The organism is Thioclava sp. NG1, from assembly GCF_003122275.1.
Classification (GTDB): Bacteria; Pseudomonadota; Alphaproteobacteria; order Rhodobacterales; family Rhodobacteraceae; genus Thioclava; species Thioclava nitratireducens.
On the sequence record NZ_QFBB01000001.1, the window covers coordinates 207,687 to 227,940 of the forward strand.

19 protein-coding genes are annotated in these 20,254 nt (G+C 64.2%); 10 read left to right on the forward strand and 9 right to left on the reverse strand.

The genetic code is table 11. The features are described from left to right. Window positions 1-12: 12 nt before the first annotated feature. The 7 genes from DEM26_RS00960 to ccoN form a co-directional block, all read right to left on the reverse strand. Window positions 13-2,238 (reverse strand): cation-translocating P-type ATPase, encoded by a 2,226-nt coding sequence (locus DEM26_RS00960; RefSeq protein ID WP_109171514.1) that lies wholly within the window; start codon window positions 2,236-2,238, stop codon window positions 13-15. Window positions 2,239-2,242: 4 nt separating this feature from the next. Continuing rightward, window positions 2,243-2,707, reverse strand: coding sequence for a FixH family protein (locus DEM26_RS00965; protein WP_075774161.1), 465 nt, complete (start codon window positions 2,705-2,707; stop codon window positions 2,243-2,245). Then, on the reverse strand, window positions 2,704-4,152 hold the full coding sequence (ccoG, locus tag DEM26_RS00970) for a cytochrome c oxidase accessory protein CcoG (protein ID WP_075774160.1): 1,449 nt from the start codon (window positions 4,150-4,152) through the stop codon (window positions 2,704-2,706). Before ccoG ends, DEM26_RS00965 begins: the two co-directional genes overlap by 4 nt. Before the next feature lie 580 nt (window positions 4,153-4,732). Next, window positions 4,733-5,617, reverse strand: a complete 885-nt coding sequence (ccoP, locus tag DEM26_RS00975; RefSeq protein WP_088722400.1) for a cytochrome-c oxidase, cbb3-type subunit III — start codon at window positions 5,615-5,617, stop codon at window positions 4,733-4,735. Window positions 5,618-5,648: 31 nt separating this feature from the next. Continuing rightward, complete coding sequence (locus DEM26_RS00980) at window positions 5,649-5,849, reverse strand: cbb3-type cytochrome oxidase subunit 3 (protein WP_075774158.1); 201 nt, start codon at window positions 5,847-5,849, stop codon at window positions 5,649-5,651. Window positions 5,850-5,862: 13 nt separating this feature from the next. After that, a complete protein-coding gene (gene ccoO / locus DEM26_RS00985) occupies window positions 5,863-6,591 on the reverse strand; it encodes a cytochrome-c oxidase, cbb3-type subunit II (RefSeq protein WP_075774157.1) in 729 nt (242 codons plus the stop codon). Window positions 6,592-6,602: 11 nt separating this feature from the next. Then, a complete protein-coding gene (gene ccoN / locus DEM26_RS00990; RefSeq protein WP_075774156.1) occupies window positions 6,603-8,207 on the reverse strand; it encodes a cytochrome-c oxidase, cbb3-type subunit I in 1,605 nt (534 codons plus the stop codon). A gap of 263 nt (window positions 8,208-8,470) precedes the next feature. On the opposite strand from ccoN, the gene DEM26_RS00995 reads away from it, so the two are divergent. Then, window positions 8,471-9,310 carry a universal stress protein gene (locus DEM26_RS00995; RefSeq protein WP_075774155.1) on the forward strand — a complete coding sequence of 280 codons (840 nt, stop codon included), beginning with the start codon at window positions 8,471-8,473 and terminating at the stop codon, window positions 9,308-9,310. A 380-nt stretch (window positions 9,311-9,690) separates the two neighbouring features. After that, window positions 9,691-10,101 carry a hypothetical protein gene (locus DEM26_RS01000; RefSeq protein ID WP_109171515.1) on the forward strand — a complete coding sequence of 137 codons (411 nt, stop codon included), beginning with the start codon at window positions 9,691-9,693 and terminating at the stop codon, window positions 10,099-10,101. A gap of 12 nt (window positions 10,102-10,113) precedes the next feature. Here the strand turns inward: DEM26_RS01000 and fnrL are convergent, their stop codons facing one another. Continuing rightward, on the reverse strand, window positions 10,114-10,860 hold the full coding sequence (gene fnrL, locus DEM26_RS01005) for a transcriptional regulator FnrL (RefSeq protein ID WP_075774153.1): 747 nt from the start codon (window positions 10,858-10,860) through the stop codon (window positions 10,114-10,116). A gap of 60 nt (window positions 10,861-10,920) precedes the next feature. Between fnrL and hemN the strand changes: the two genes are divergently transcribed. The 5 genes from hemN to DEM26_RS01030 all read left to right on the forward strand — a co-directional run bounded on the left by hemN (window position 10,921) and on the right by DEM26_RS01030 (window position 14,975). Next, window positions 10,921-12,276: an oxygen-independent coproporphyrinogen III oxidase gene (hemN, locus tag DEM26_RS01010; protein ID WP_109171516.1), complete on the forward strand. Its 1,356-nt coding sequence runs from the start codon at window positions 10,921-10,923 to the stop codon at window positions 12,274-12,276. Between the two features lie 104 nt (window positions 12,277-12,380). Continuing rightward, complete coding sequence (locus DEM26_RS01015; RefSeq protein ID WP_109171517.1) at window positions 12,381-12,548, forward strand: DUF2256 domain-containing protein; 168 nt, start codon at window positions 12,381-12,383, stop codon at window positions 12,546-12,548. Window positions 12,549-12,579: 31 nt separating this feature from the next. Continuing rightward, window positions 12,580-13,209, forward strand: a complete 630-nt coding sequence (gene acuR / locus DEM26_RS01020) for an acrylate utilization transcriptional regulator AcuR (RefSeq protein ID WP_109171663.1) — start codon at window positions 12,580-12,582, stop codon at window positions 13,207-13,209. 11 nt (window positions 13,210-13,220) lie between these two features. Continuing rightward, window positions 13,221-14,213, forward strand: coding sequence for an acrylyl-CoA reductase (NADPH) (acuI, locus tag DEM26_RS01025; protein ID WP_075774150.1), 993 nt, complete (start codon window positions 13,221-13,223; stop codon window positions 14,211-14,213). Window positions 14,214-14,225: 12 nt separating this feature from the next. Next, window positions 14,226-14,975: a sulfite exporter TauE/SafE family protein gene (locus tag DEM26_RS01030; RefSeq protein ID WP_075774149.1), complete on the forward strand. Its 750-nt coding sequence runs from the start codon at window positions 14,226-14,228 to the stop codon at window positions 14,973-14,975. On the opposite strand, the gene DEM26_RS01035 is transcribed toward DEM26_RS01030, so the two are convergent. Next, on the reverse strand, window positions 14,972-15,949 hold the full coding sequence (locus tag DEM26_RS01035) for a helix-turn-helix transcriptional regulator (protein ID WP_146194419.1): 978 nt from the start codon (window positions 15,947-15,949) through the stop codon (window positions 14,972-14,974). The two genes, DEM26_RS01030 and DEM26_RS01035, sit on opposite strands and share 4 nt — an antisense overlap. Window positions 15,950-16,029: 80 nt before the next feature. On the opposite strand from DEM26_RS01035, the gene cysD reads away from it, so the two are divergent. From cysD to DEM26_RS01050, 3 genes are all read left to right on the forward strand, one after another. Further along, window positions 16,030-16,968 (forward strand): sulfate adenylyltransferase subunit CysD, encoded by a 939-nt coding sequence (gene cysD / locus DEM26_RS01040; RefSeq protein ID WP_075774335.1) that lies wholly within the window; start codon window positions 16,030-16,032, stop codon window positions 16,966-16,968. Window positions 16,969-17,026: 58 nt separating this feature from the next. After that, complete coding sequence (cysN, locus tag DEM26_RS01045; RefSeq protein ID WP_109171519.1) at window positions 17,027-18,934, forward strand: sulfate adenylyltransferase subunit CysN; 1,908 nt, start codon at window positions 17,027-17,029, stop codon at window positions 18,932-18,934. Between the two features lie 134 nt (window positions 18,935-19,068). Next, complete coding sequence (locus tag DEM26_RS01050) at window positions 19,069-20,253, forward strand: M24 family metallopeptidase (RefSeq protein WP_075774146.1); 1,185 nt, start codon at window positions 19,069-19,071, stop codon at window positions 20,251-20,253. Window position 20,254: the final 1 nt, after the last annotated feature.

Genomic DNA, 20,254 nt, shown 5'->3' on the forward strand with positions numbered 1-20,254 from the left:
GCGGGGCTCCTTTCAGCGCAGGCGTAGTGAGTTAAGCGACACCGTGATCGAACTGGCCGACATGGCGAGCGCCGCCATCAGCGGCGTCGCAAGCCCGGTCAGCGCGAGCGGCACGGCGAAGATATTGTAGACGATGGAGATGCCGAAGTTCTGCTTGATCCGGCGACGCGCTCGCACCGAGATCGAGGCGGCGTCGGAAACCGGCGCGAGGTCCTTGCCCAGCAGCACGATATCCGAAGCCGTCCGCGCCGCGTCGAGCGCGGAGGCAGGCGAGACCGAGACATGGGCCGCGGCCAGCGCGGCGGTGTCGTTCAGCCCATCGCCCACCATCAGCACGCGGTGGCCCTGTTGGGTGAGATCTTTTACCAGCTGCGCTTTCTCGGCAGGCAAGGCGCCGGCGCGGTAGGCCTCGATCCCGAGGCGCGCGGCGAGATCGCTCACCGCCCCTTCGACATCGCCCGAGACCAGCCAGACCTGCTTGCCCTGCGCCTTCAGACCGGCCACGGCCTCTTCGGCGCCGGTGCGCAGCGTGTCGGCGAAGCGGATCGAGATCGGGGTCGCATCGCCGATCTTGAGATGGGTCGCGGTGGTCGTGCCGTCCTCGGCACCGATCCACTTCGCACGGCCGAGCCGCACGCGCTGCTCCTGCCAGACGCCCTCGACGCCGTAGCCCGGAACTTCGCGCAGATCGGTGAGCGTGGCGGGGACGCCCCCCTGCCCTGCCGCGGCCTCGTGCAGCGCGCGGGCGAGCGGGTGGCTCGACCCTTCGGCCAGCGCCATCGCGACGGAGAGCGCCTCGGGCGACAGATCGGAGAGGTTCTGCGGACGCGGCGCTCCCATGGTCAGCGTACCGGTCTTGTCGAAGACGACCGTGTCGATCTCGGCCAAACGCTCCAGCGCGGTGCCGTCCTTGATCAGCAGCCCCTTGCGGAACAGCTTGCCCGATGCGGCGGTCACCACCGCAGGCACGGCGAGCCCCAGCGCACAGGGGCAGGTGATGATCAGCACGGCAGCGGCAATATTCACCGCCAGACGGAAGTCACCGCCGGTGATCCACGCCCAGGCGCAGAAGGCGGTGAAGGACAGGATATGCACGATCGGTGCATAGGCTCGCGCTGCCCGTTCGGCGAGCGAGGTGTATTTGGTCTTCGCACTCTCGGCCATCGCGACGAGATCGGCCATGCGGTGCAGCGAACTGTCGCGCCCGGCTGCCGTCACGCGCAGGGTCAGCGGCCCGGTCAGGTTCACTTCGCCAGCGGAGAGCGCCATTCCGGGCAGCACCTGAACGGGAAGGCTTTCACCCGTCAGGAGCGAGCGGTCGCTCTCGGATTGGCCGTCGGTCACTTCGCCATCGGCAGGGATGCGGCCACCGGGGCGCACCCGGATCAGGTCGCCCACAGCCAGTTCGCCCACGGGCACGATGACTTCCTCGCCGTCGCGCAGTACGGTCGCGCGCGGCACTTCCAGCGCGGCCAGTTCCTCGGCCGCCGAACGGGCCACGGCCCGCGTGCGGTAATCGAGATAGCGCCCTACGAGCAGGAAGAAGGTGAGCATCGTCGCCGCTTCGAAATAGGCATGCGCACCGGAATGCATCGTCTCGAACAGCGAAATCCCGAGCGCGAGCAGGATCGCGAGCGAGATCGGCACATCCATTCCCAGACGCCCGCCGCGCAGGGAAGACCAGGCATTGGCGAAGAACGGCTGGCCCGCGAAGATCGTGGTGGGCAGCGCAATCGCCGCCGAAATCCAGTGGAAGAGGTCGCGCGTCGAATCCTCGGCCCCCGACCAGACCGCGATCGAGAGCATCATGATGTTCATCATCGCGAAACCCGACACGCCGATCCGCATCAGCAGGTCGCGCCCGCGCTTGTCGGCCTCGGTCGCAGACAGCATGCCGGGATCAAGCTCGTGCGCCTCATAGCCGATCTTGTCGAGCGCCGCGATCAGCCCCGCCGGTTCGACATCGCCCGCCGCATCGACGGAGGCGCGCTTCAGCGTCAGGTTGACCCGGGCCGACTTCACGCCCGGCTGTTTCATCAGCTCGCGCTCGACATCGGTGATGCAGACCGCGCAATGCGCCGTGGGAAGCGAGAGCATGATCCGTGCGCCCTTGACGTCACCCGATTTCGCCATCTGCTCGGCCGAGGGGGCCGCGATGCAGGCCGGACAGGCCGATGCCGAGACGCGCTCGTCTTCGAACGGTTCGTTGCGTGTGGGCGAAGCGGGCGACACCGACATCGGTTCAGCCTTTCACGAAGAGGTCGATCCGCTGACGGAACTCCGTGCCGTCTGCGGCTTTCGCGTCGAGATGCACCAGCCAGACGCCCGGAGCAAGGTCGACCTTGGAGGTGAAGATGCCACCGACATAGTCGAAATCGGGGGTCATGTCCTCGCGGACATGGGTCGTCCGCCCGACCAGCGCCTTGAACTCGGCCACCCGCGCGGGCAACCCATTCTCGTCGCGGATGACGAAGCTGAGCTTGCCGTCGGAATAGTCCGGCGACACAGTCCAGCCAAGCGCATCCTGCGCGCGTTTTTCTTCGTTGAAGGACTGCGAGGCGACATAGGAATTGTCGACCTCGAGGCCGGGAAACGTGCTGATCGCCTGCCACGCCATGACAAAGTTGACCGCGATGATCACCCCGAAGGAGCCCACCGCGATCATCAGCACTTTTCTTCCGGTCAGCGGTTTCGCCATCTCGGTCATTGTACCCTTCCGTTGAATACGGTCGTTTCCGACACGCGGTCAGTATTGGTCATGTCCTCGATCCACATCGTCAGTTCGGTGCGTTCGCTGGTGGCGATGGACGAACCGGGATCGGCGACAATATAGACCCTTTGGGTCATCGTTTCATCCGCGGGCACCGTCACGGTGGTCCCGTCCTGGCCTTCGAGCAACACGCTCAGCGTGCTCTGGTCGGCCGGATCGGGCGCCTTGACGGAGACCTTGAACTCGGTCGCCTCGCCCGCCTTGTTGCGCAGCCGCAGCGTGTAGATGTTCCGGATCGCGCCCGACGGTTCCACCACGAAGAGCGGATCGCGGTTCGGGGTCACGTTGAAATCGATGGGCGAGCGCATGAACAGCGCGACCACGAGGCCGACCCCGATCAGCGACCACATCGCGAAATAGAGGATGGTGCGCGGGCGCAGGATGTGCTTCCAGACATTGACGACCGGGTTGCCAGAACGCTCGTTCGCTTCGTCCTTCAGGGCCATGTAGCCGATCAGGCCGCGAGGTTTGCCGATCTTGTCCATGACCTCGTTGCAGGCGTCGATGCACAACCCGCAGGTGATGCATTCGAGCTGTTGGCCATCGCGGATATCGATGCCCATCGGGCAGACGTTGAAACAAGCCATGCAGTCGATGCAATCGCCCTGCGTCGGGTCGTGCTGCCCCTTCTTGAGCTTGCCGCGCGGCTCGCCCCGCCATTCGCGATAGGCGATCGTGATCGTGTCTTCGTCCATCATCGCGGCCTGAATGCGCGGCCACGGACAGGCGTAGATGCAGATCTGTTCGCGCGCGAAGCCGCCGAAAGCGAAGGTCGTGAGCGTTGCCACCGCGATCGTCGTGTAAGCGATCGGCGAGGCGCTGCCGGTGAACAGATCGTGCAGCAGCGTCGGCGCATCGGTGAAATAGAACACCCAGGCCCCGCCCGTCGCGACACCGATCAGAAGCCAGAGCACCCATTTGGTGATCCGCTTGCGGACCTTCTCGGCGTTCCATTTCTGGCGCAGCAGGCGGATACGTGCGTTGCGGTCGCCCTCGACCCAGCGCTCGACGAGGATGAACAGATCGGTCCAGACGGTCTGCGGGCAGGCATAGCCGCACCAGACGCGCCCCAGCGCCGAGGTGAACAGGAACAGCCCCAGACCGGCCATGATCAGCAGACCCGCGACGAAGTAGAATTCATGCGGCCAGATTTCGATCATGAAGAAGAAGAAGCGACGGTTCGCGAGGTCCAGAAGCACCGCTTGATCGGGCAGCTCCGGCCCACGATCCCAGCGAATCCACGGCGTGATGTAATAGATGCCGAGCATCACCGCCATCAACACCCATTTCAAGTTGCGGAACTGGCCATGCACACGGCGCGGGAAAATCGGCTCGCGGGCGGCGTAGAGCGGCGGGGGATCGACTGGTTCGGTGGAGCTCACGACTCTCTCCGTTCATAAATCATTCTGCGTCAACGGTTCTTCTGGTATGACACAGTCGTGAAGACTTTGACCTGCGTCAAAAAGACAGGTCTCCCATACAGGAAATCGTCACTGGTTGGTGTTTTCACTCGTCATCGGCATGTGCTGCCTGCTTGAAAAGCCACGACATCAGGTGGCGTTGCGCCGGTCGCCTCACGCCCGGTCGCGCTCCCGTGTAATAGCGCTTTTGAGCGCTGTCTTCAAACGGAAGCCGCACCGCCCGGCCGCGACATTTCGTTCGCCCCGGACCAACGCGGTCGCACCCCCGCCGGCCTCCCCGGTCCGCCACCCAGCGCTTCGCGCAGAAGGATCCCGGGCATCGCGGCGAGGTCACAACGGCGTGCAACGGCTGGCACGGCGCTTGTTTTGCCCGGGAACGCCCCCCAACTTAGGCAGCAGGTAACCCTCGACAAACGAGAGGGCCCGCGAAGGGGCCCTCTGGAATTGGGCACCGGCACCCCCAGGAAACGCGCGAACAGGACGGGGTGCCGGTGCGGCCCGCCAGACCGAAGCCCCGCGGGATCTCTCTTGTTTTCGACCGTTACTGGCCGCCGCCCAAGCTGTGAACGTAGGCCGCGACGGCGCGGATATCCGCTTCCGAGAGACGCTCGTTCCAGTTCGGCATCACGCCGAAGCGGGCATTGGTGACCGTGTAGGTCAACGTGTCGACGTCACCGCCATAGAGCCAGACGGCATCGGTGAGGTTCGGCGCACCCATGGTGTTGTCGCCTTTGCCATTCTCACCGTGACAGGCTGCGCAGTTATCCGCGAAGATCGTCTCGCCTTCCGCGGCCATCGCCTCGTCATGCTCCTGGTCCGAAATCTTGCGGACATATTGCACGACCTGGTCGATCTGCTCGGGCTCGAGAAGACCATCTTTCCCGAAGGCCGGCATCTGCGAGAACCGCGCCTCGCCTTCCGGGTCCGTCTCGTTGCGGATGCCGTGGGTCACGGTGAAATGGATGTCCTCCATCGTGCCGCCCCACAGCCATGCGCTGTCGAGAAGGTTCGGATAGCCGTGCTTCGGGTTGCCGCCCGCGCCCGCACCGTGACATTGCGCGCACCAGGTGCGGAACACCGCGGCGCCCGCGTTCTGGGTGTAGTTCTTCAGCTCGGGATCGTTCGAAATCTCGTTGAGATCGACCGAGACGAGCTTCTCCTGGATCGGCTTGTTCGCCGCGGCGACCTTGTCGATCTCGGCCTGCACGTTCGCGCGGGTCGAGGAGCCCAGAATCCCCGGCGTCGCGCCGGATTTGAAGATCGGCCATGCCGGCATCGCGATCGAGTAACCGATCCCCCAGATGACGCAGGCATAGAAGGTCCACAGCCACCATTTGGGCAGCGGGTTGTTGTATTCCTCGATGCCGTCCCACGAGTGTCCCGTGGTCTCGACCTCGTGCTTTTGCTTGCTTGGTCTCTTGCTCATGTTTTCCACGCCTCCTTACAACGTGGCGCCGTCAGTCCTTGGAGGACCGGCTCTCGCCGGCCTCCGAGGCATTGGCGGGTTTGTCTTCGTACCGGAAGGGAATCTCGGACGTATCTTCGTAGGTCTTGCGCGCGCCGGGCCGGAAGACCCAGACGACGACAGCCAGGAAGAAGACGAACATGAAGATCAGAAACCAGCTGTCCGCGAATTCCCTGAAGATATGATAGTCCATTGATCAGCCCCCCTTACCGGCTGGCCACGGGTTCGAAGGTCGAGAAGTCGACCATGGTGCCGAGCACCTGCAGATAGGCCACCAGCGCGTCCATCTCGGAAATGCCCGGGCGACCGTCGAAGTTGCGGACGTTCACCGCGTTGGGATAGCGCTCCAGCAGACCGTCGGTGTCGCTGTTCGGATCGGCCTGGGCCGCGAAGTCCGCCTTGGCGTTCTCGATCATGTCCGACGTGTAGGGCACACCCACCATCGCATCGGTCGCGATCCGCTCGTCGATATGCTTGGAATCGACCATGCGATTGAGCAGGAAGCCGTATTTCGGCATCACCGATTCCGGCACGACCGACTGCGGGTTGGTCAGGTGATCCACATGCCAGGCGTCCGAGTAGCGGCCGCCGACGCGGGCGAGGTCAGGCCCCGTCCGCTTGGAGCCCCACTGGAACGGGTGGTCGTATTGCGACTCCGCTGCCAGCGAGTAATGGCCGTAACGCTCCACTTCGTCGCGCATCGGGCGGATCATCTGCGAGTGGCAGACATAGCAGCCCTCACGGATGTAGATGTCGCGCCCGGTAAGCTCCAGCGGGGTGTAGGGACGCATGCCGTCCACGTCCTCGATGGTGTTTTCGAGGTAGAAGAGCGGCGCGATCTCCACGATGCCGCCGATCGTGACGACCAGGAAGGCAAAGATCAGCAGGAGCGTGGCGTTCTTTTCAAGGACGCCGTGTTTGTCGAGAAGTCCCATTGATCTCCTCCTTATTCAGCCGGCACGGCGGCAACCGAACGCGATTCCACGCGCGGCTGACGAGCGACGGTCATCCACAGATTGTAGGCCATGATGATGCCACCCGTGAGGTAGAGCACACCACCCAGACCACGGACCACGAACATCGGATGCATGGCGGCCACGGTGTCGGCGAAGGCGTTCACGAGGAAGCCCTGGCTGTCCGTTTCGCGCCACATCAGGCCCTGCATGATCCCGGCGACCCACATCGACGCGGCATAGAGCACGATCCCGATGGTGGAGAGCCAGAAGTGCCAGCTGACCAGTTTCAGCGAGTAGAGCCCTTCACGCGCCCAAAGACGCGGCACGAGGAAGTAGAGCGTGCCGAAGGTGATCATGCCGTTCCAGCCGAGCGCGCCCGAGTGCACGTGACCGATCGTCCAGTCGGTGTAGTGCGACAGCGAGTTCACCGCCTTGATCGACATCATCGGGCCTTCGAAGGTCGACATGCCGTAGAAGCCGACCGACACCACCATCATTCGGATGATCGGATCGGTGCGCAGCTTGTCCCATGCGCCCGAGAGCGTCATCAGACCGTTGATCATGCCACCCCAGGAAGGCATCCACAGGATCACCGAGAAGGTCATGCCCAGCGTCGAGGCCCAGTCGGGCAGCGCCGTGTAGTGCAGGTGGTGCGGACCGGCCCAGATGTACAGGAAGATCAGCGCCCAGAAGTGCACGATCGACAGCTTGTAGGAATAGACCGGACGTTCAGCCTGCTTCGGGACGAAGTAATACATCATGCCGAGGAAGCCCGCGGTCAGGAAGAAGCCCACCGCATTGTGGCCGTACCACCACTGCGTCATCGCGTCCTGCACGCCCGAGAAGACCTGCACCGACTTCGATCCGAAGAGCGAGACCGGGATCGACAGGTTGTTCACGATATGCAGCATCGCGATGGTCACGATGAAGGACAGGTAGAACCAGTTGGCGACGTAGATATGGGGTTCCTTGCGCTTGAAGATCGTGCCGAGGAAGACAACCAGATAGGCGACCCAGACGATCGTCAGCCAGATATCGACATACCATTCCGGCTCGGCATATTCCTTCGACTGCGTTGCGCCGAGGATGTAGCCGGACGCGGCGAGCACGATGAACAGGTTATAGCCCCAGAACACGAACCAACCGAGCGCGTTGCCGCCGAACAGCCGCGCTGCCGAGGTGCGCTGCACCACGTAGAACGACGATGCGATCAGCGCGTTGCCACCGAAGGCAAAGATCACCGCCGAGGTGTGCAACGGGCGCAGCTTGCCGAAGTTCAGGTAGCCTTGCGCCCATTCGAAGTTGAGCGCCGGATAGGCCAGCTGGAAAGCGATGATGACGGCGACCAGGAAGCCCACGACACCCCAGAAGGTCGTCGCGATAACCCCGGCGCGAACCACGCCGTCGAAATACTCGTTGTGAGCCACCGGCTGGCGGCTCCCCATGGTGCGAAGCACCCAGATGAACGCGATTGCCGCGGCCAGCATGACCTCGACAGCATTCACCTGATAGGCAAGATCGCGCGCGTAGCCGGCCGCAATGGCGGCCAGAACCGCCACAAGACCAAGCGCGATCAGCTTGATATAATCCCACATTTTGTGCGTCCCTTCGTCTGGTCTGCCCCTGCGGCACTCTCTTGAACCGAGAATCCTCCTGGGCCTGACTGGAGTCCTTGTGGTCCGAGGGTATGCACGATGCCTTGATCTGCATCAAATGCTCGCGATCGAACTGCGCCATTCGGTCGCAGTTCTGTGATCTGACAATCACGTCTCTTGATCCGAGTCAAAGTGCGGCCGATCTCTTCGGGTTAGGCTTTGGTCTCACATGCTTAATCGCTTATGGCGCAAGGACAGGACCCATGGCTTACAAGACACTTCTCACGATCGTCACGGATCCCAAGGCGGCCGCGACACAAATCGACACGGCCGTGGCCGTCGCCCGACGGCGCGACGCCCACCTAGACGTGCTCTGCCTCGGTGTGGATCGCACGCAGACCGGATATTACTACGCGGGGGCGACCGCCTTCGTACAACAGGAAACGATGGATCGCGCGCAAGACGACGCACGCAACGCGGAAGCCGCGGTGCGCGCGCGCCTCGAAGCCGAAGACATTCGCTGGGGCGTCGATGCGGTCGTCTCGCAGATCGGGGCGATGGCTACCGTCGTCGGGCAGCGCGCCCGCTTTGCCGATCTGGTCGTGATGGGCCGCCCCTATGGCGAGGGCCGCGGCCCGGAGATCGAGGCCGCAGTCGAAGCCGCGCTCTTCGAGGGCCAGGTTCCGGTCGCGATCGTACCCGACGGGTATAACGGCGACATGCCTGCCAAGCGCGTCGTGATCGCGTGGAACCAGTCGCACGAAGCGATGCGCGCCGTGCGGGCCGCCCTGCCCGTCCTGAAATCCGCCGATCTGGTCGACATCACCGTGATCGACCCGCCCGCGCATGGGCCCGAGCGCTCGGATCCGGGCGGCCAACTCAGCCAGATGCTCTCGCGTCACGGCGTCCACGCCGAGGTGTCGGTGCTCGCCAAGACGATGCCGCGCGTGTCGGACGTGCTCAACCGCCATATCAGCGACAGCGACGCCGATGCGGTGGTGATGGGGGCTTACGGCCATTCGCGATTCCGCGAAGCGATCCTGGGCGGCGCGACGCGCCACATGCTCGAGATGGCCGAGGTTCCGGTGATCATGGCGCATTGAGCGCGCCGCCTTTCAAGACTGTCGACGGCGCCTCTCGGGGCGCCGTTTTTCGTCACTCGGGACCGATCCCGACGCCCTTCCCGTTGCCCGCGCGGCGCCGGACATGATTTCGCGGATGTCGTGAAACAGACCCGAGCATTGCGCCATTCTCTGCAATACGGTTGGCAACACTCGGGCCCGGGGCGACAACGAGAAAGACACAAGTAAACGGGATACGCATAACCCTTCCCCGCTGCAGCCTCCTTCTGTTTACCTTACGACAATGTCCAAACCGCGACGGAACGCGTGCGAAATAACGACCTTCTCGCGACATCTGTGTCCGGCACGGAACTCCGGCCGCGCTGGCGGGTTGGCTGGCTGACGAAAGACCGGAGCCCCCAATGACCCGCCATATCATTCCCGCCCTTCTCGCCAGCCTCGCCCTGCTGTCTGCCTGTCAGGAGATGACGCCGAAACAGGACGGGACGATGCCGAAGACACTGCCGGAGGGGATGGTCGGACGCTGGGGGCTGACAAAGGCCGATTGCGACGCCTCACGCGATGACAACAAAGGCCTGATGGTGGTGAAGCCGGACAGCCTGAAATTCTACGAGTCGCAAGCCAAGCTCGCTGAGATCGACAGCGCGACCGATCGCGTGGTTCGGGCCACGTGGAATTTCACCGGCGAAGGGCAGAAATGGCAGCGCGATATCGTGCTCACCCTGTCGAGCACCGGCATCTACCTTTCGCGTCAGGACATCTCGCAGAGCGGAATGAAGCCACTCACCTATCGGCAGTGCGTATCCCCCTGACCGGACGTATACTCAGATAAGGAAACCGCCGTCGCTGTCATCGCCCGCCTCAAGCAGCAGCCGATCCATGTCCGGCACGGTGACGTGGCGCTTACCCTGCAGTTCGATCACCCCGTCGCGTTTCAGCGCGGACATCTGACGACTCACCGTCTCTAGCGTGAGGCCAAGGTAATCGGCCATCGCTTCGCGCGTCAGCGGCAGATCGAACACCATCTGCCGGGCGCTGGGGCTCATGTTGATCGAGGCATCACGCCGCGCCACGATCGACAGGAGCGAGGCGATCTTCTCGCGCGCGGTCTTGCGGCCCAGCAGCAGCATCCATTCGCGCGCGGCGTCCAGTTCGTCGAGCGTCATCTGCAACAGGCGCTGCGCGATATGGGGCGTGCGCTCCATCATTTCCTCGAAGGGCTTGCGGCGGAAACAGCACATCAGGATGTCGGTCGTCGCGGTCACGTTATACGCGGCACGGGTGCGCCCGGGGCGCCCCACGAAATCCGAGGGCAGCAACAGGCCCACCATCTGCGTACGTCCGTCTTCGAGCGTTTGCGTCAGCGTCGCGATCCCTGAGACGACCGAGGCCACGAAATCCATCTGGTCGCCCGCCCAGATGATCGTCTGCCCCGCTTCGAAGCTTCGGTAATATTTGATCTTCTCAAGCTGCTCGAGCTCCTCCGCGTCACATCGCGCACAGACCGCGCGATGTTGGATCGGGCAGTCTCCGCATGCGAGCGAAGCAGGCTGAACGTCATCATGTGCCATATGGATATTGCTTGATCTGGGTCAAATTCTGTCGCGCGTGTTATCTCTAAAGATACGCGCATGGAACAGGAATCGCAACTTACCCGACTCGGACTCTTCGACGCACGGGTGCCCCGCTATACGAGCTACCCCACCGCCCCCCATTTCGCGGGCGATGTCGGCCCCATGGAATTCGCGCATTGGATCGAGGCGATCCCCGAAGGCGCGTCGATTTCGCTCTACATGCACGTGCCGTTTTGTCGTCGGCTCTGCTGGTTCTGCGCCTGCCGCACGCAAGGCACGCAAAGCGAGGAACCGGTCCGCGCCTATGCCGAGACGCTGCTGGCCGAGCTGCGCCTCTTCAAGGAGCGCCTGGCGCCCGGCGTCACGCTGTCGCGTCTGCATTGGGGCGGCGGCACGCCGACGCTGATGCCCCCCGACATGATGCGCCGCCTCGCCGATGCGGTCTTCGACGTGGTACCGATGGGCGAAGGCGCGGAATTCTCGGTCGAGATCGACCCCAACGAAATCGACGCCGCCCGCCTCGACGCGCTCGCCGAGTCGGGTATGAACCGCGCCTCGATCGGGGTGCAGGATTTCGACCCGCAGATTCAGGGCGTGATCGGGCGCGACCAGAGCTATGAGGTAACCAAAGCTGCGGTCGACATGATTCGCGAACGCGATGTCGCGAGCCTCAACGCCGATATCCTCTACGGTCTGCCTTACCAGACACCGACGAAAATCGCGGCCTCGGTGCAAAAGCTGCTGTCGCTCGGCCCCGATCGCGTGGCGCTCTACGGCTACGCGCATGTGCCGTGGATGGCGCGCCGCCAAACGATGATCCCATCAGACCATCTGCCCACCCCGCAAGAGCGCCTGAAGCTGTTCGAGGTGGCGCGCGAGTTGTTCGTGGCCGATGGTTATGACGAGATCGGAATCGACCATTTCGCGCTGCCGACCGACGGGCTCTCGACCGCCCAGAAGAGAGGTCAGTTACGGCGCAATTTCCAAGGCTATACCGACGATCAGGCCGAGGCGCTGGTCGGGCTCGGAGCGTCCTCGATCTCGCGCTTCCCGCAAGGCTATGCACAGAACGCGCCAGCTACTTCAGCCCATACAGCTGCGATCCGGGCGGATCGCTTCTCGACCTCGCGCGGGCACCGCTTCACTGCGGATGACAAGATGCGCGCGCGGCTGATCGAGGCGCTGATGTGCGATTTTGAAGTGAAAGCGGCAGAGCTGGTGCGGGATTACGGCGCCGATCCGAAGGAACTCGCCGCAATGTTCGCCGCCTGCGCGGAGCATTTCGGCGACATGGTTCAGGTGAACGCGGACGGGCTGCGCATTCCGGCGAAGGCGCGCCCGCTCACCCGCATGATCGCGCGCCATTTCGATGCCTACGATCTGTCGAAAGCCGGGCATAGTTCGGCGATCTGATCGCCGGGAAAGACGGACGAGGGAGGGGTCGCCGCGCGCGGCCCCTTTTCCTTTGGCCGGCGGTCATCCGGCCACGCGTCCACCGCGTATCGAATTGCATGAAGATGCGCCGCAAATCCGACCTGCCGACAAAGCTCTGCGCCAGCTGTGGCCGCCCCTTCGCGTGGCGCAAAAAGTGGGCCCGTGACTGGGAGAGCGTGCGCTACTGTTCCGATCGCTGCCGCGGCTCGGCAAAGGCCGCACTGGCGAGGGGGGACATTCGCGGCGGTTGATTTTACATACCGTATGGTATATTTATTCTATATGAGCGTTACCCCAGCCCCCGCGCGCCGCGGCCGCCCGCGCCGCAAGCCCGAGGATCAGGACGCCCGCAAGGCGCTGATCCAGGCAGGGCTCGCCCAATTGACCGAGCGCGGCTACGCAAGCGTCGCTCTCGAAGAGATCACCGCCGCTGCCGGTGTCACCAAGGGCAGCTTCTACCACTACTTCCCGACGAAAGCGGCGTTTGGCGCGGCGCTCATCGACGCCTATGACGCCTATTTCGAAGACAAGCTGCGCCGCGCCTTCGACCGCGCGGACCTCGCACCCCTCGCCCGGCTCACCGCCTTCACCGAAGAGGCCGAGGCGGGCATGGCGCGGTTCGACTTCCGCCGTGGCTGCCTGATCGGCAATCTCGGTCAGGAGATGGGCAGCCTGCCCGAAGAGTTCCGCAGCCGCCTGATCGCGGTGTTCGAGCGCTGGCAAAACCTTACCGTATCCTGCCTGCGTGACGCGCAAATGGCGGGCGAAATCGGCGCCGATCACGACCCCGAAGCACTCGCAGAACTGTTCTGGACCGGCTGGGAAGGCGCGGTTCTGCGCACGAAACTTCAACGCAACCCCGAGCCGCTGCGCCGTTTCACCGACGGCTTCCTGCGGCTCGCCCGAAGCTGAAAGGATACCCCATGGTCAAAGCCATCCTGATCGAGAAACCCGAAGAGACTCAGAGCGCCGCGCTCAAGGATATCGACCTGCCCGATCTGGCAGAGGGCGAGGTGGCGGTCGACGTCGCCTACTCGACGATGAACTACAAGGACGCACTGGCGATCACCGGTGCAGGCCCCGTGGTGCGCAGTTTCCCGATGGTGCCGGGCATCGACTGCTCCGGCATCGTCGCGACCAGCAAGCATCCCGATTTCGCCAAGGGCGACCGGGTCGTGCTCAACGGCTGGGGCGTGGGCGAGAAACACTGGGGCGGGCTGGCAGAGCGCGCCCATCTGAAAGGCGAGTGGCTGGTGAAACTGCCCGACGGCATCTCGTTGCGTCAGGCAATGGCGATCGGCACTGCGGGCTACACGGCGATGCTCTGCGTGATGGCGCTCGAGGCGCATGGCGTGACGCCCGAGAGCGGCGAGATCGTCGTGACCGGAGCGACCGGCGGCGTGGGTAGCGTCGCGATCGCTCTTCTGGGCAAGCTCGGCTATAAAGTGGCTGCCGTTACCGGGCGCCCGGAAGAGGAAGACTACCTCAAGCGCCTCGGCGCATCGTCGATCGTTCCGCGCGAGGACGTTTCTGGCAAGCCGCGCCCGCTGAACAAGGAACGCTGGGCCGGTGCGGTCGACGTGGTCGGCGGTGAGGTGTTGGCCAATGTTCTGTCGATGATGGCCTATCGCGGCACCGTCGCCGCCTGTGGTCTCGCGGGTTCGATGAACCTGCCGACCTCGGTCGCGCCCTTCATCCTGCGCGGCGTGACGCTCGCAGGCGTCGACAGCGTGATGTGCCCGATCGAGGATCGCGTCGAAGCATGGCGTCGTCTGGCTGCCGATCTCGACATGGAGAAGCTCGCCGCTATGGAGATGGAAGTCGCCTTGGACGAAGTGATTGCAACCGCGCCGAAATTCCTCGATGGAAAGGTTCGCGGGCGGATCGTCGTTCCGGTCGCACCTGACCTCGGCTGACTACGGTAAGAAATGCTGTCTTTCCTGATCCTCGCGCTCGCCGGTCTCGCGGCGGGCGCTTTGAATGCGGTCGCGGGCGGCGGGACGTTCCTGTCCTTCCCCGCGCTTGTCTGGACCGGCGTGCCGCCGATCACCGCCAATGCCACCGCGACGCTGGCGGCCCTGCCCGGCTATCTGTCGAGCGCCTGGGCCTTCCGTCACGAGCTGCGCCACAAGGGGCCGATGGCGCTGCGCACGATCCTGATCGCCGCCGTCGCGGGCGGGTTCCTCGGCGCGCTCCTGCTGCTGATCACGCCCGAAAAACTGTTCGCCGGCGTGGTGCCGTGGCTTCTGCTGCTGGCGACGGCGGCGTTTGCCTTCGGGCCGATGCTGCTGAAGGCGCTGCAACGCTCTGGCCGCACGATGGGCGCCGTGTCCGCCTTCGCCCTGCTACTCGCGGTGACGATCTACGGCGGCTATTTCAACGGCGGGCTCGGGATCATGCTGCTCGCCGCGCTCGGCTTGATTGGCTTCACCGATCTGCATGCGATGAACGGCCTGAAGAACCTCGTCTCGGCCGTGCTGTCGCTGGTCTCGGTCGTAACCTACGCGGTGGCCGGACTGATCGACTGGCAGGCGGTTCTGGTGCTGGGTATCGCGAGCGCCGTCGGCGGCTACCTGGGCGCGCATCTGTCGAAGCGGATCACCAATATGGCGCTGCTGCGCGGCTTCATCATTGCGGTCGGGCTGGTGATGGCGGCGGTTTTCTTCGTACGCGGCTAACCCAGCCAGAGCGCCGAGCCGAACATCTTGCGCAACAGTCCCGTCTGACCGCTGACCCCGGCGCGGGCATAGATCTGCTTTGAGGTCGAGCGCGCGGTCTCCAGCGTCCAGCCAAGCCGCTCGGCCGCCTCGCGCAGGCTCGCCCCATCGCATAGAAGCGCCGCGAGCCGCGCCTCGGACCGGTTGAGATCTAGCGCCCCCGCGACACGCGCGACCGGCAGCGCCTCAGCCAGTGGCATGGCGCGCAGATGTCCGATCAGTGCAGGACTGCCCCGCCATCGCCCCGGCGCGAGCCGGAGCACGCCCTGCCCCTCGGGGCCAAGCGGGATCGGCCGGACGACCGCCCCGCCTTCCCCGAGTTTCGCGAGGCTCTGCCGAAAGCGCAGCGCGGCGTCGGGATCGGCGAATTCCGGGCGCGCGCCAATGCGCAGCCGCAGCCAACCTCCCGCATCGAATTCCGCCGCTACGCGCGGATCGAATTCCAGCACCGTACCCGCGGGCGTCAGGACCAGCCACCCCGCGCCGAGCGCCGCCGTGGCCTCGGCATCGCGCGCGGCTCGCGCCCGCTCGCCGCCCAGCGCCTCGCGTATCATCACCGCCTGCCCCAGATGCGGCGCGAGCGTCGAGAGAGCCAACGCCTCCGCCGCGCGGAAATCCCGGTTCGAGCGCGCGATCATCAGCACCACGCGCCCCGCCCCCCCTGCCGCGACCTTCAGCGCCCGGAGCGGTTCGGGCCACGCCACTTCACCCGGCAGGTCGATCTGCGAATAGACACGATCCAGTCGCATCGGGTGGAGTCGCGCGGCGTCCGGCAAGGCGATCCTGCCGACCTGCCAGCCCGCGCCCTCCCCCTCGGGTGCGAGAATCTGCACCGCCGCACCCTCGGCATGGGCGACCGAACAGAGCCGCTCGAGAAAGCGCACCCAGCCAGCCTTTCCCGCCTCGCTCGCCGCCGCGAAGAGCGCGTTGATCAACAGTGTGTTCTCGGACTGCCCCAACATAAGCCGTATTTACCCCCCATTTGGGGGGTTATCCAGCAAAACCCGCCGCCTATATCTCGGAAAACCGCGATCAGACAGAGACCTCCCGCATGAACAAGACCCTGACTCACCTGCAGCGGCTCGAAGCCGAAAGCATTCACATCCTGCGCGAAGTCGTGGCCGAAGCCGACAATCCGGTCATGCTCTATTCGGTCGGCAAGGACAGCGCGGTGATGCTGCATCTCGCGAAGAAGGCCTTCTACCCGTCGCCGCCGCCCTTCCCGCTGATGCATGTCGACACGACGTGGAAATTCCAGGCGATGTACAACCTGCGCGACAAGGCCGCGAAGGATGCGGGGATGGAGCTGATCGTGCACCAGAACCCCGAGGCGAAGGCCAAGGGGATCAACCCGTTCGATCACGGCTCGCTGCATACCGACATGTGGAAGACCGAAGGTCTGAAACAGGCTCTGGACAAGCACGGCTTCGACGTGGCCTTCGGCGGCGCGCGCCGCGACGAGGAGAAATCCCGCGCGAAGGAACGCGTGTTCTCGTTCCGCTCGGCCAATCATCGCTGGGATCCGAAGAACCAGCGCCCCGAGCTCTGGCGCCTCTACAACGCCAAGAAAGCGAAGGGCGAGAGCGTCCGCGTCTTCCCGATCTCGAACTGGACCGAGCTGGACATCTGGCAATATATCCACCTCGAAGGGATCGAGATCGTCCCGCTCTATTTCTCGGCTCCGCGTCCGACGGTGGAACGCGACGGGCTGATCCTGATGGTCGACGACGACCGCTTCCCGCTGCGCGACGGCGAGGAGCCGGTGATGCGCTCGGTCCGCTTCCGCACTCTGGGCTGCTACCCGCTGACCGGCGCCGTCGAGAGCGAGGCGCAGACCCTGCCGGAAGTCATTCAGGAAATGCTGCTGACCACCACCTCCGAGCGTCAGGGCCGCGCGATCGACCACGATCAGAGCGCCTCGATGGAGAAGAAAAAGCAGGAAGGCTATTTCTGAGCCCTCCCCTCCCGAGCCGCACGCGCGCCTTCATTTCCACCCTATCAGGTGAGCCGACATGACGACCAACGATCCGATCTACAAGACCGACGCGCTGATTGCGCAGGATATCGACGCCTATCTCGAGGCGCATCAACACAAGACCATGCTGCGCTTCATCACCTGCGGCTCGGTCGATGACGGGAAATCGACGCTGATTGGGCGGCTGCTCTATGACAGCAAGATGATCTTCGAGGATCAGCTGGCCGCGCTGGAGGCCGACTCCAAGCGCGTCGGCACCCAAGGCCAGGAGATCGACTTCGCACTGCTGGTCGACGGGCTCGCTGCCGAGCGCGAACAGGGCATCACGATCGACGTGGCCTACCGCTTCTTCGCGACCGAGAAGCGCAAGTTCATCGTCGCGGACACCCCCGGCCACGAACAGTATACCCGCAACATGGTCACCGGTGCCTCGACCGCCGATCTGGCGGTGATCCTGATCGATGCGCGCAAGGGCTTACTTACCCAAACGCGGCGCCACTCCTACCTCGTCCACCAGCTCGGCATCCGCCATATCGTGCTGGCGGTGAACAAGATGGATCTGGTGGACTACGATCAGGCGACCTTCGACGAGATCGTGGCCGATTACCAAACCTTCGCCGACAGCATCGGCATCGAAGGCTTCACCGCGATCCCGATCTCGGGCTTCAAGGGCGATAACATCACAGGCCCGAGCGAGAATACCCCATGGTACAAGGGGCCGTCGCTCCTACCCTATCTCGAAGCGGTCGAGGTGGACGTGACCTCCGATCAGGAGCGCCCCTTCCGGATGCCCGTGCAATGGGTAAACCGCCCCAACCTCGACTTCCGCGGCTTCTCGGGGCTGATCGCGTCGGGCACCGTGCGTCCGGGCGACGAGGTGCGCGTGCTGCCCTCGGGCAAAACCTCGAAAGTGGCGCGGATCGTCAGCTTGGAGGGCGACCGCGACATGGCGGTGGCGGGCGAATCCATCACGATCACGCTGGTCGACGAGATCGACTGCTCGCGCGGGCAGATCATCGTCTCCGCGAAAGAACCGCTGGAAGTGGCCGACCAGTTCGAGACCACCATCGTCTGGATGGACGAGAACGAACTGCTGCCAGGCCGCGCCTATTGGCTGAAAATCGGCACGCAGACCGTCTCGGCGACCGTGCAGGAGCCGAAATACGAGGTGAACGTCAACACGCAGGAGCATCTGGCGACGAAGACGCTGGACCTGAACGCGATCGGCGTGGCCAACATCACCACCGACCGCGAGATCCCCTTCGCCCCCTATGCCGAGAACCGCGATCTGGGCGGGTTCATCCTGATCGACAAGATGACCAACCAGACTGCGGCTGCGGGCATGATCAACTTCGCGCTGCGCCGGGCCCAGAACATCCACTGGCAGGCGACCGATATCGGGCGCGAGCATCATGCCAACATGAAGCACCAGAAGCCGGCGGTGGTCTGGCTCACGGGTCTGTCGGGCTCGGGCAAATCCACGATCGCCAACATGGTCGAGAAGAAGCTGGCGCGGATGAACCGCCACACTTTCCTGCTCGATGGCGACAACGTGCGCCACGGCCTGAACAAGGATCTGGGCTTCACCGAGGCCGACCGCGTGGAAAACATCCGGCGCGTCGGCGAGGTCGCGAAGCTGATGACCGACGCGGGCCTCATAGTGGTCACGGCCTTCATCTCGCCCTTCCGCTCGGAGCGCGACATGGTGCGCGCAATGATGCAGCCGGGCGAATTCCTCGAAGTCTTCGTGGATACGCCGCTCGAAGTGGCCGAGGCGCGCGACGTGAAAGGGCTCTATGCCAAGGCGCGATCCGGCCAGCTGAAGAACTTCACCGGCATCGACTCGCCCTACGAGGCACCCGAGAACCCCGAGATGCGGATCGACACCACCGCGATCAGCCCCGAGGAAGCGGCGGAATTGATCCTCGCTCGGCTCATTCCGTAAGCGACGACAACGACTGCGCCATTTCACGCGAACGTGCAGCCCTCCCGGGGGTTGCACGTTTTCGTTTTGGCCTTGACCTTGCTCGGGGGCGCGCCCCAACCTGCCCGAAATACCGCCAGCAGAAAGAAGCCCGAATGCCGATCGAAAACGTGCACTTCAGCGAACTCGAATTTTCCCGCCGGATCGCGCTCGTACGCGCGGCAATGGCGCAGCGCGAGATCGACATTCTCTTCATCACCAACCCGTCTAACCAGTTCTGGCTGACAGGTTATGACGGCTGGTCCTTCTACACCCATCAGGGCGTGATCCTGCCGATGGAGGGCGCCCCCTATTGGTGGGGCCGCTTCATGGATTCCAACGGCGCGCGCCGCACCGTCTGGATGGAGGAGGAAAACATCCTCCATTACAACGACGCGATGGTGCAATCCGACATCATGCACCCGATGGAAGACCTCGCCTCTCACCTGCGGATCATGGGCTACGGCAAGGCCCGGATCGGCGTCGAGATGGAGACCTATTTCTACACCGCGAAAGCGCATGCAGTCCTCTTCGAAGGGCTGCCCGAAGCGACGCTGCTCGATGCCTCTGTGCTGGTGAACTGGCAGCGCCTGATCAAATCCGACGAGGAGCTGCGTTTCATGCGCCGTGCCGCACGGATCTCCGAACTGGTGATCCAGCGTGCGGTGGAACTGGCCGAGCCGGGGCTGCGCAAGCATGATCTGGTCGGCGAATTGTACAAGACCGCCGTGCAGGGCGAGGAAGACAGCTGGGGCGATTATCCGGCCATCGTGCCGATGCTGCCCTCGGGTCCGGATGCCTCCGCGCCGCACCTGACATGGAACGGCGAGGCACTGAAAGCTGGCGAAGCGACCTTCGTCGAGCAATCCGGCTGCTACCGTCGCTATCACGCGCCGCTCTCGCGCACGATCTTTCTGGGCAAGCCCCCGCAGCATGTCCTCGATGCGAGCGAAGCGCTAACCGAAGGCCTCAACGCCGGGATCGAAGTCGCGCGTGCCGGGAACCGCGCCTGTGACATCGCCCGCGCACTGAACGTCGAGCTGGCCAAGGTCGGCATCGAACGCCCGAACCGCGCGGGTTACGCGGTGGGCTGCTCCTACCCGCCGGATTGGGGCGAGCATACCGTCTCGATCCGCGACACCGACGAGACGATCCTCGAGCCCGGCATGACCTTCCACTTCATGCCCGGCCTCTGGATGGATGACTGGGGGATGGAGACGACCGAGACCATCCTCATCACCGAGGACGGCCCCGCCGAGCCGCTGTGCAACATCGAGCGCAAACTGTTCGTCAAGGACTGAG

What these genes read in the sequence shown, in the direction of transcription:
- fnrL (WP_075774153.1), bottom strand. Translation starts at nt 10,860, where the DNA reads ATGGCACATGATGACGTTCAGCCTGCTTCGCTCGCATGCGGAGACTGC.
- ccoO (WP_075774157.1), bottom strand. Translation starts at nt 6,591, where the DNA reads ATGGGACTTCTCGACAAACACGGCGTCCTTGAAAAGAACGCCACGCTC.
- ccoP (WP_088722400.1), bottom strand. Translation starts at nt 5,617, where the DNA reads ATGAGCAAGAGACCAAGCAAGCAAAAGCACGAGGTCGAGACCACGGGA.
- acuI (WP_075774150.1), top strand. Translation starts at nt 13,221, where the DNA reads ATGGTCAAAGCCATCCTGATCGAGAAACCCGAAGAGACTCAGAGCGCC.
- DEM26_RS00980 (WP_075774158.1), bottom strand. Translation starts at nt 5,849, where the DNA reads ATGGACTATCATATCTTCAGGGAATTCGCGGACAGCTGGTTTCTGATC.
- cysN (WP_109171519.1), top strand. Translation starts at nt 17,027, where the DNA reads ATGACGACCAACGATCCGATCTACAAGACCGACGCGCTGATTGCGCAG.
- DEM26_RS01030 (WP_075774149.1), top strand. Translation starts at nt 14,226, where the DNA reads ATGCTGTCTTTCCTGATCCTCGCGCTCGCCGGTCTCGCGGCGGGCGCT.
- DEM26_RS01050 (WP_075774146.1), top strand. Translation starts at nt 19,069, where the DNA reads ATGCCGATCGAAAACGTGCACTTCAGCGAACTCGAATTTTCCCGCCGG.
- DEM26_RS00960 (WP_109171514.1), bottom strand. Translation starts at nt 2,238, where the DNA reads ATGTCGGTGTCGCCCGCTTCGCCCACACGCAACGAACCGTTCGAAGAC.
- DEM26_RS01000 (WP_109171515.1), top strand. Translation starts at nt 9,691, where the DNA reads ATGACCCGCCATATCATTCCCGCCCTTCTCGCCAGCCTCGCCCTGCTG.
- DEM26_RS00995 (WP_075774155.1), top strand. Translation starts at nt 8,471, where the DNA reads ATGGCTTACAAGACACTTCTCACGATCGTCACGGATCCCAAGGCGGCC.
- hemN (WP_109171516.1), top strand. Translation starts at nt 10,921, where the DNA reads ATGGAACAGGAATCGCAACTTACCCGACTCGGACTCTTCGACGCACGG.
- acuR (WP_109171663.1), top strand. Translation starts at nt 12,580, where the DNA reads ATGAGCGTTACCCCAGCCCCCGCGCGCCGCGGCCGCCCGCGCCGCAAG.
- ccoN (WP_075774156.1), bottom strand. Translation starts at nt 8,207, where the DNA reads ATGTGGGATTATATCAAGCTGATCGCGCTTGGTCTTGTGGCGGTTCTG.
- DEM26_RS00965 (WP_075774161.1), bottom strand. Translation starts at nt 2,707, where the DNA reads ATGACCGAGATGGCGAAACCGCTGACCGGAAGAAAAGTGCTGATGATC.
- DEM26_RS01015 (WP_109171517.1), top strand. Translation starts at nt 12,381, where the DNA reads ATGCGCCGCAAATCCGACCTGCCGACAAAGCTCTGCGCCAGCTGTGGC.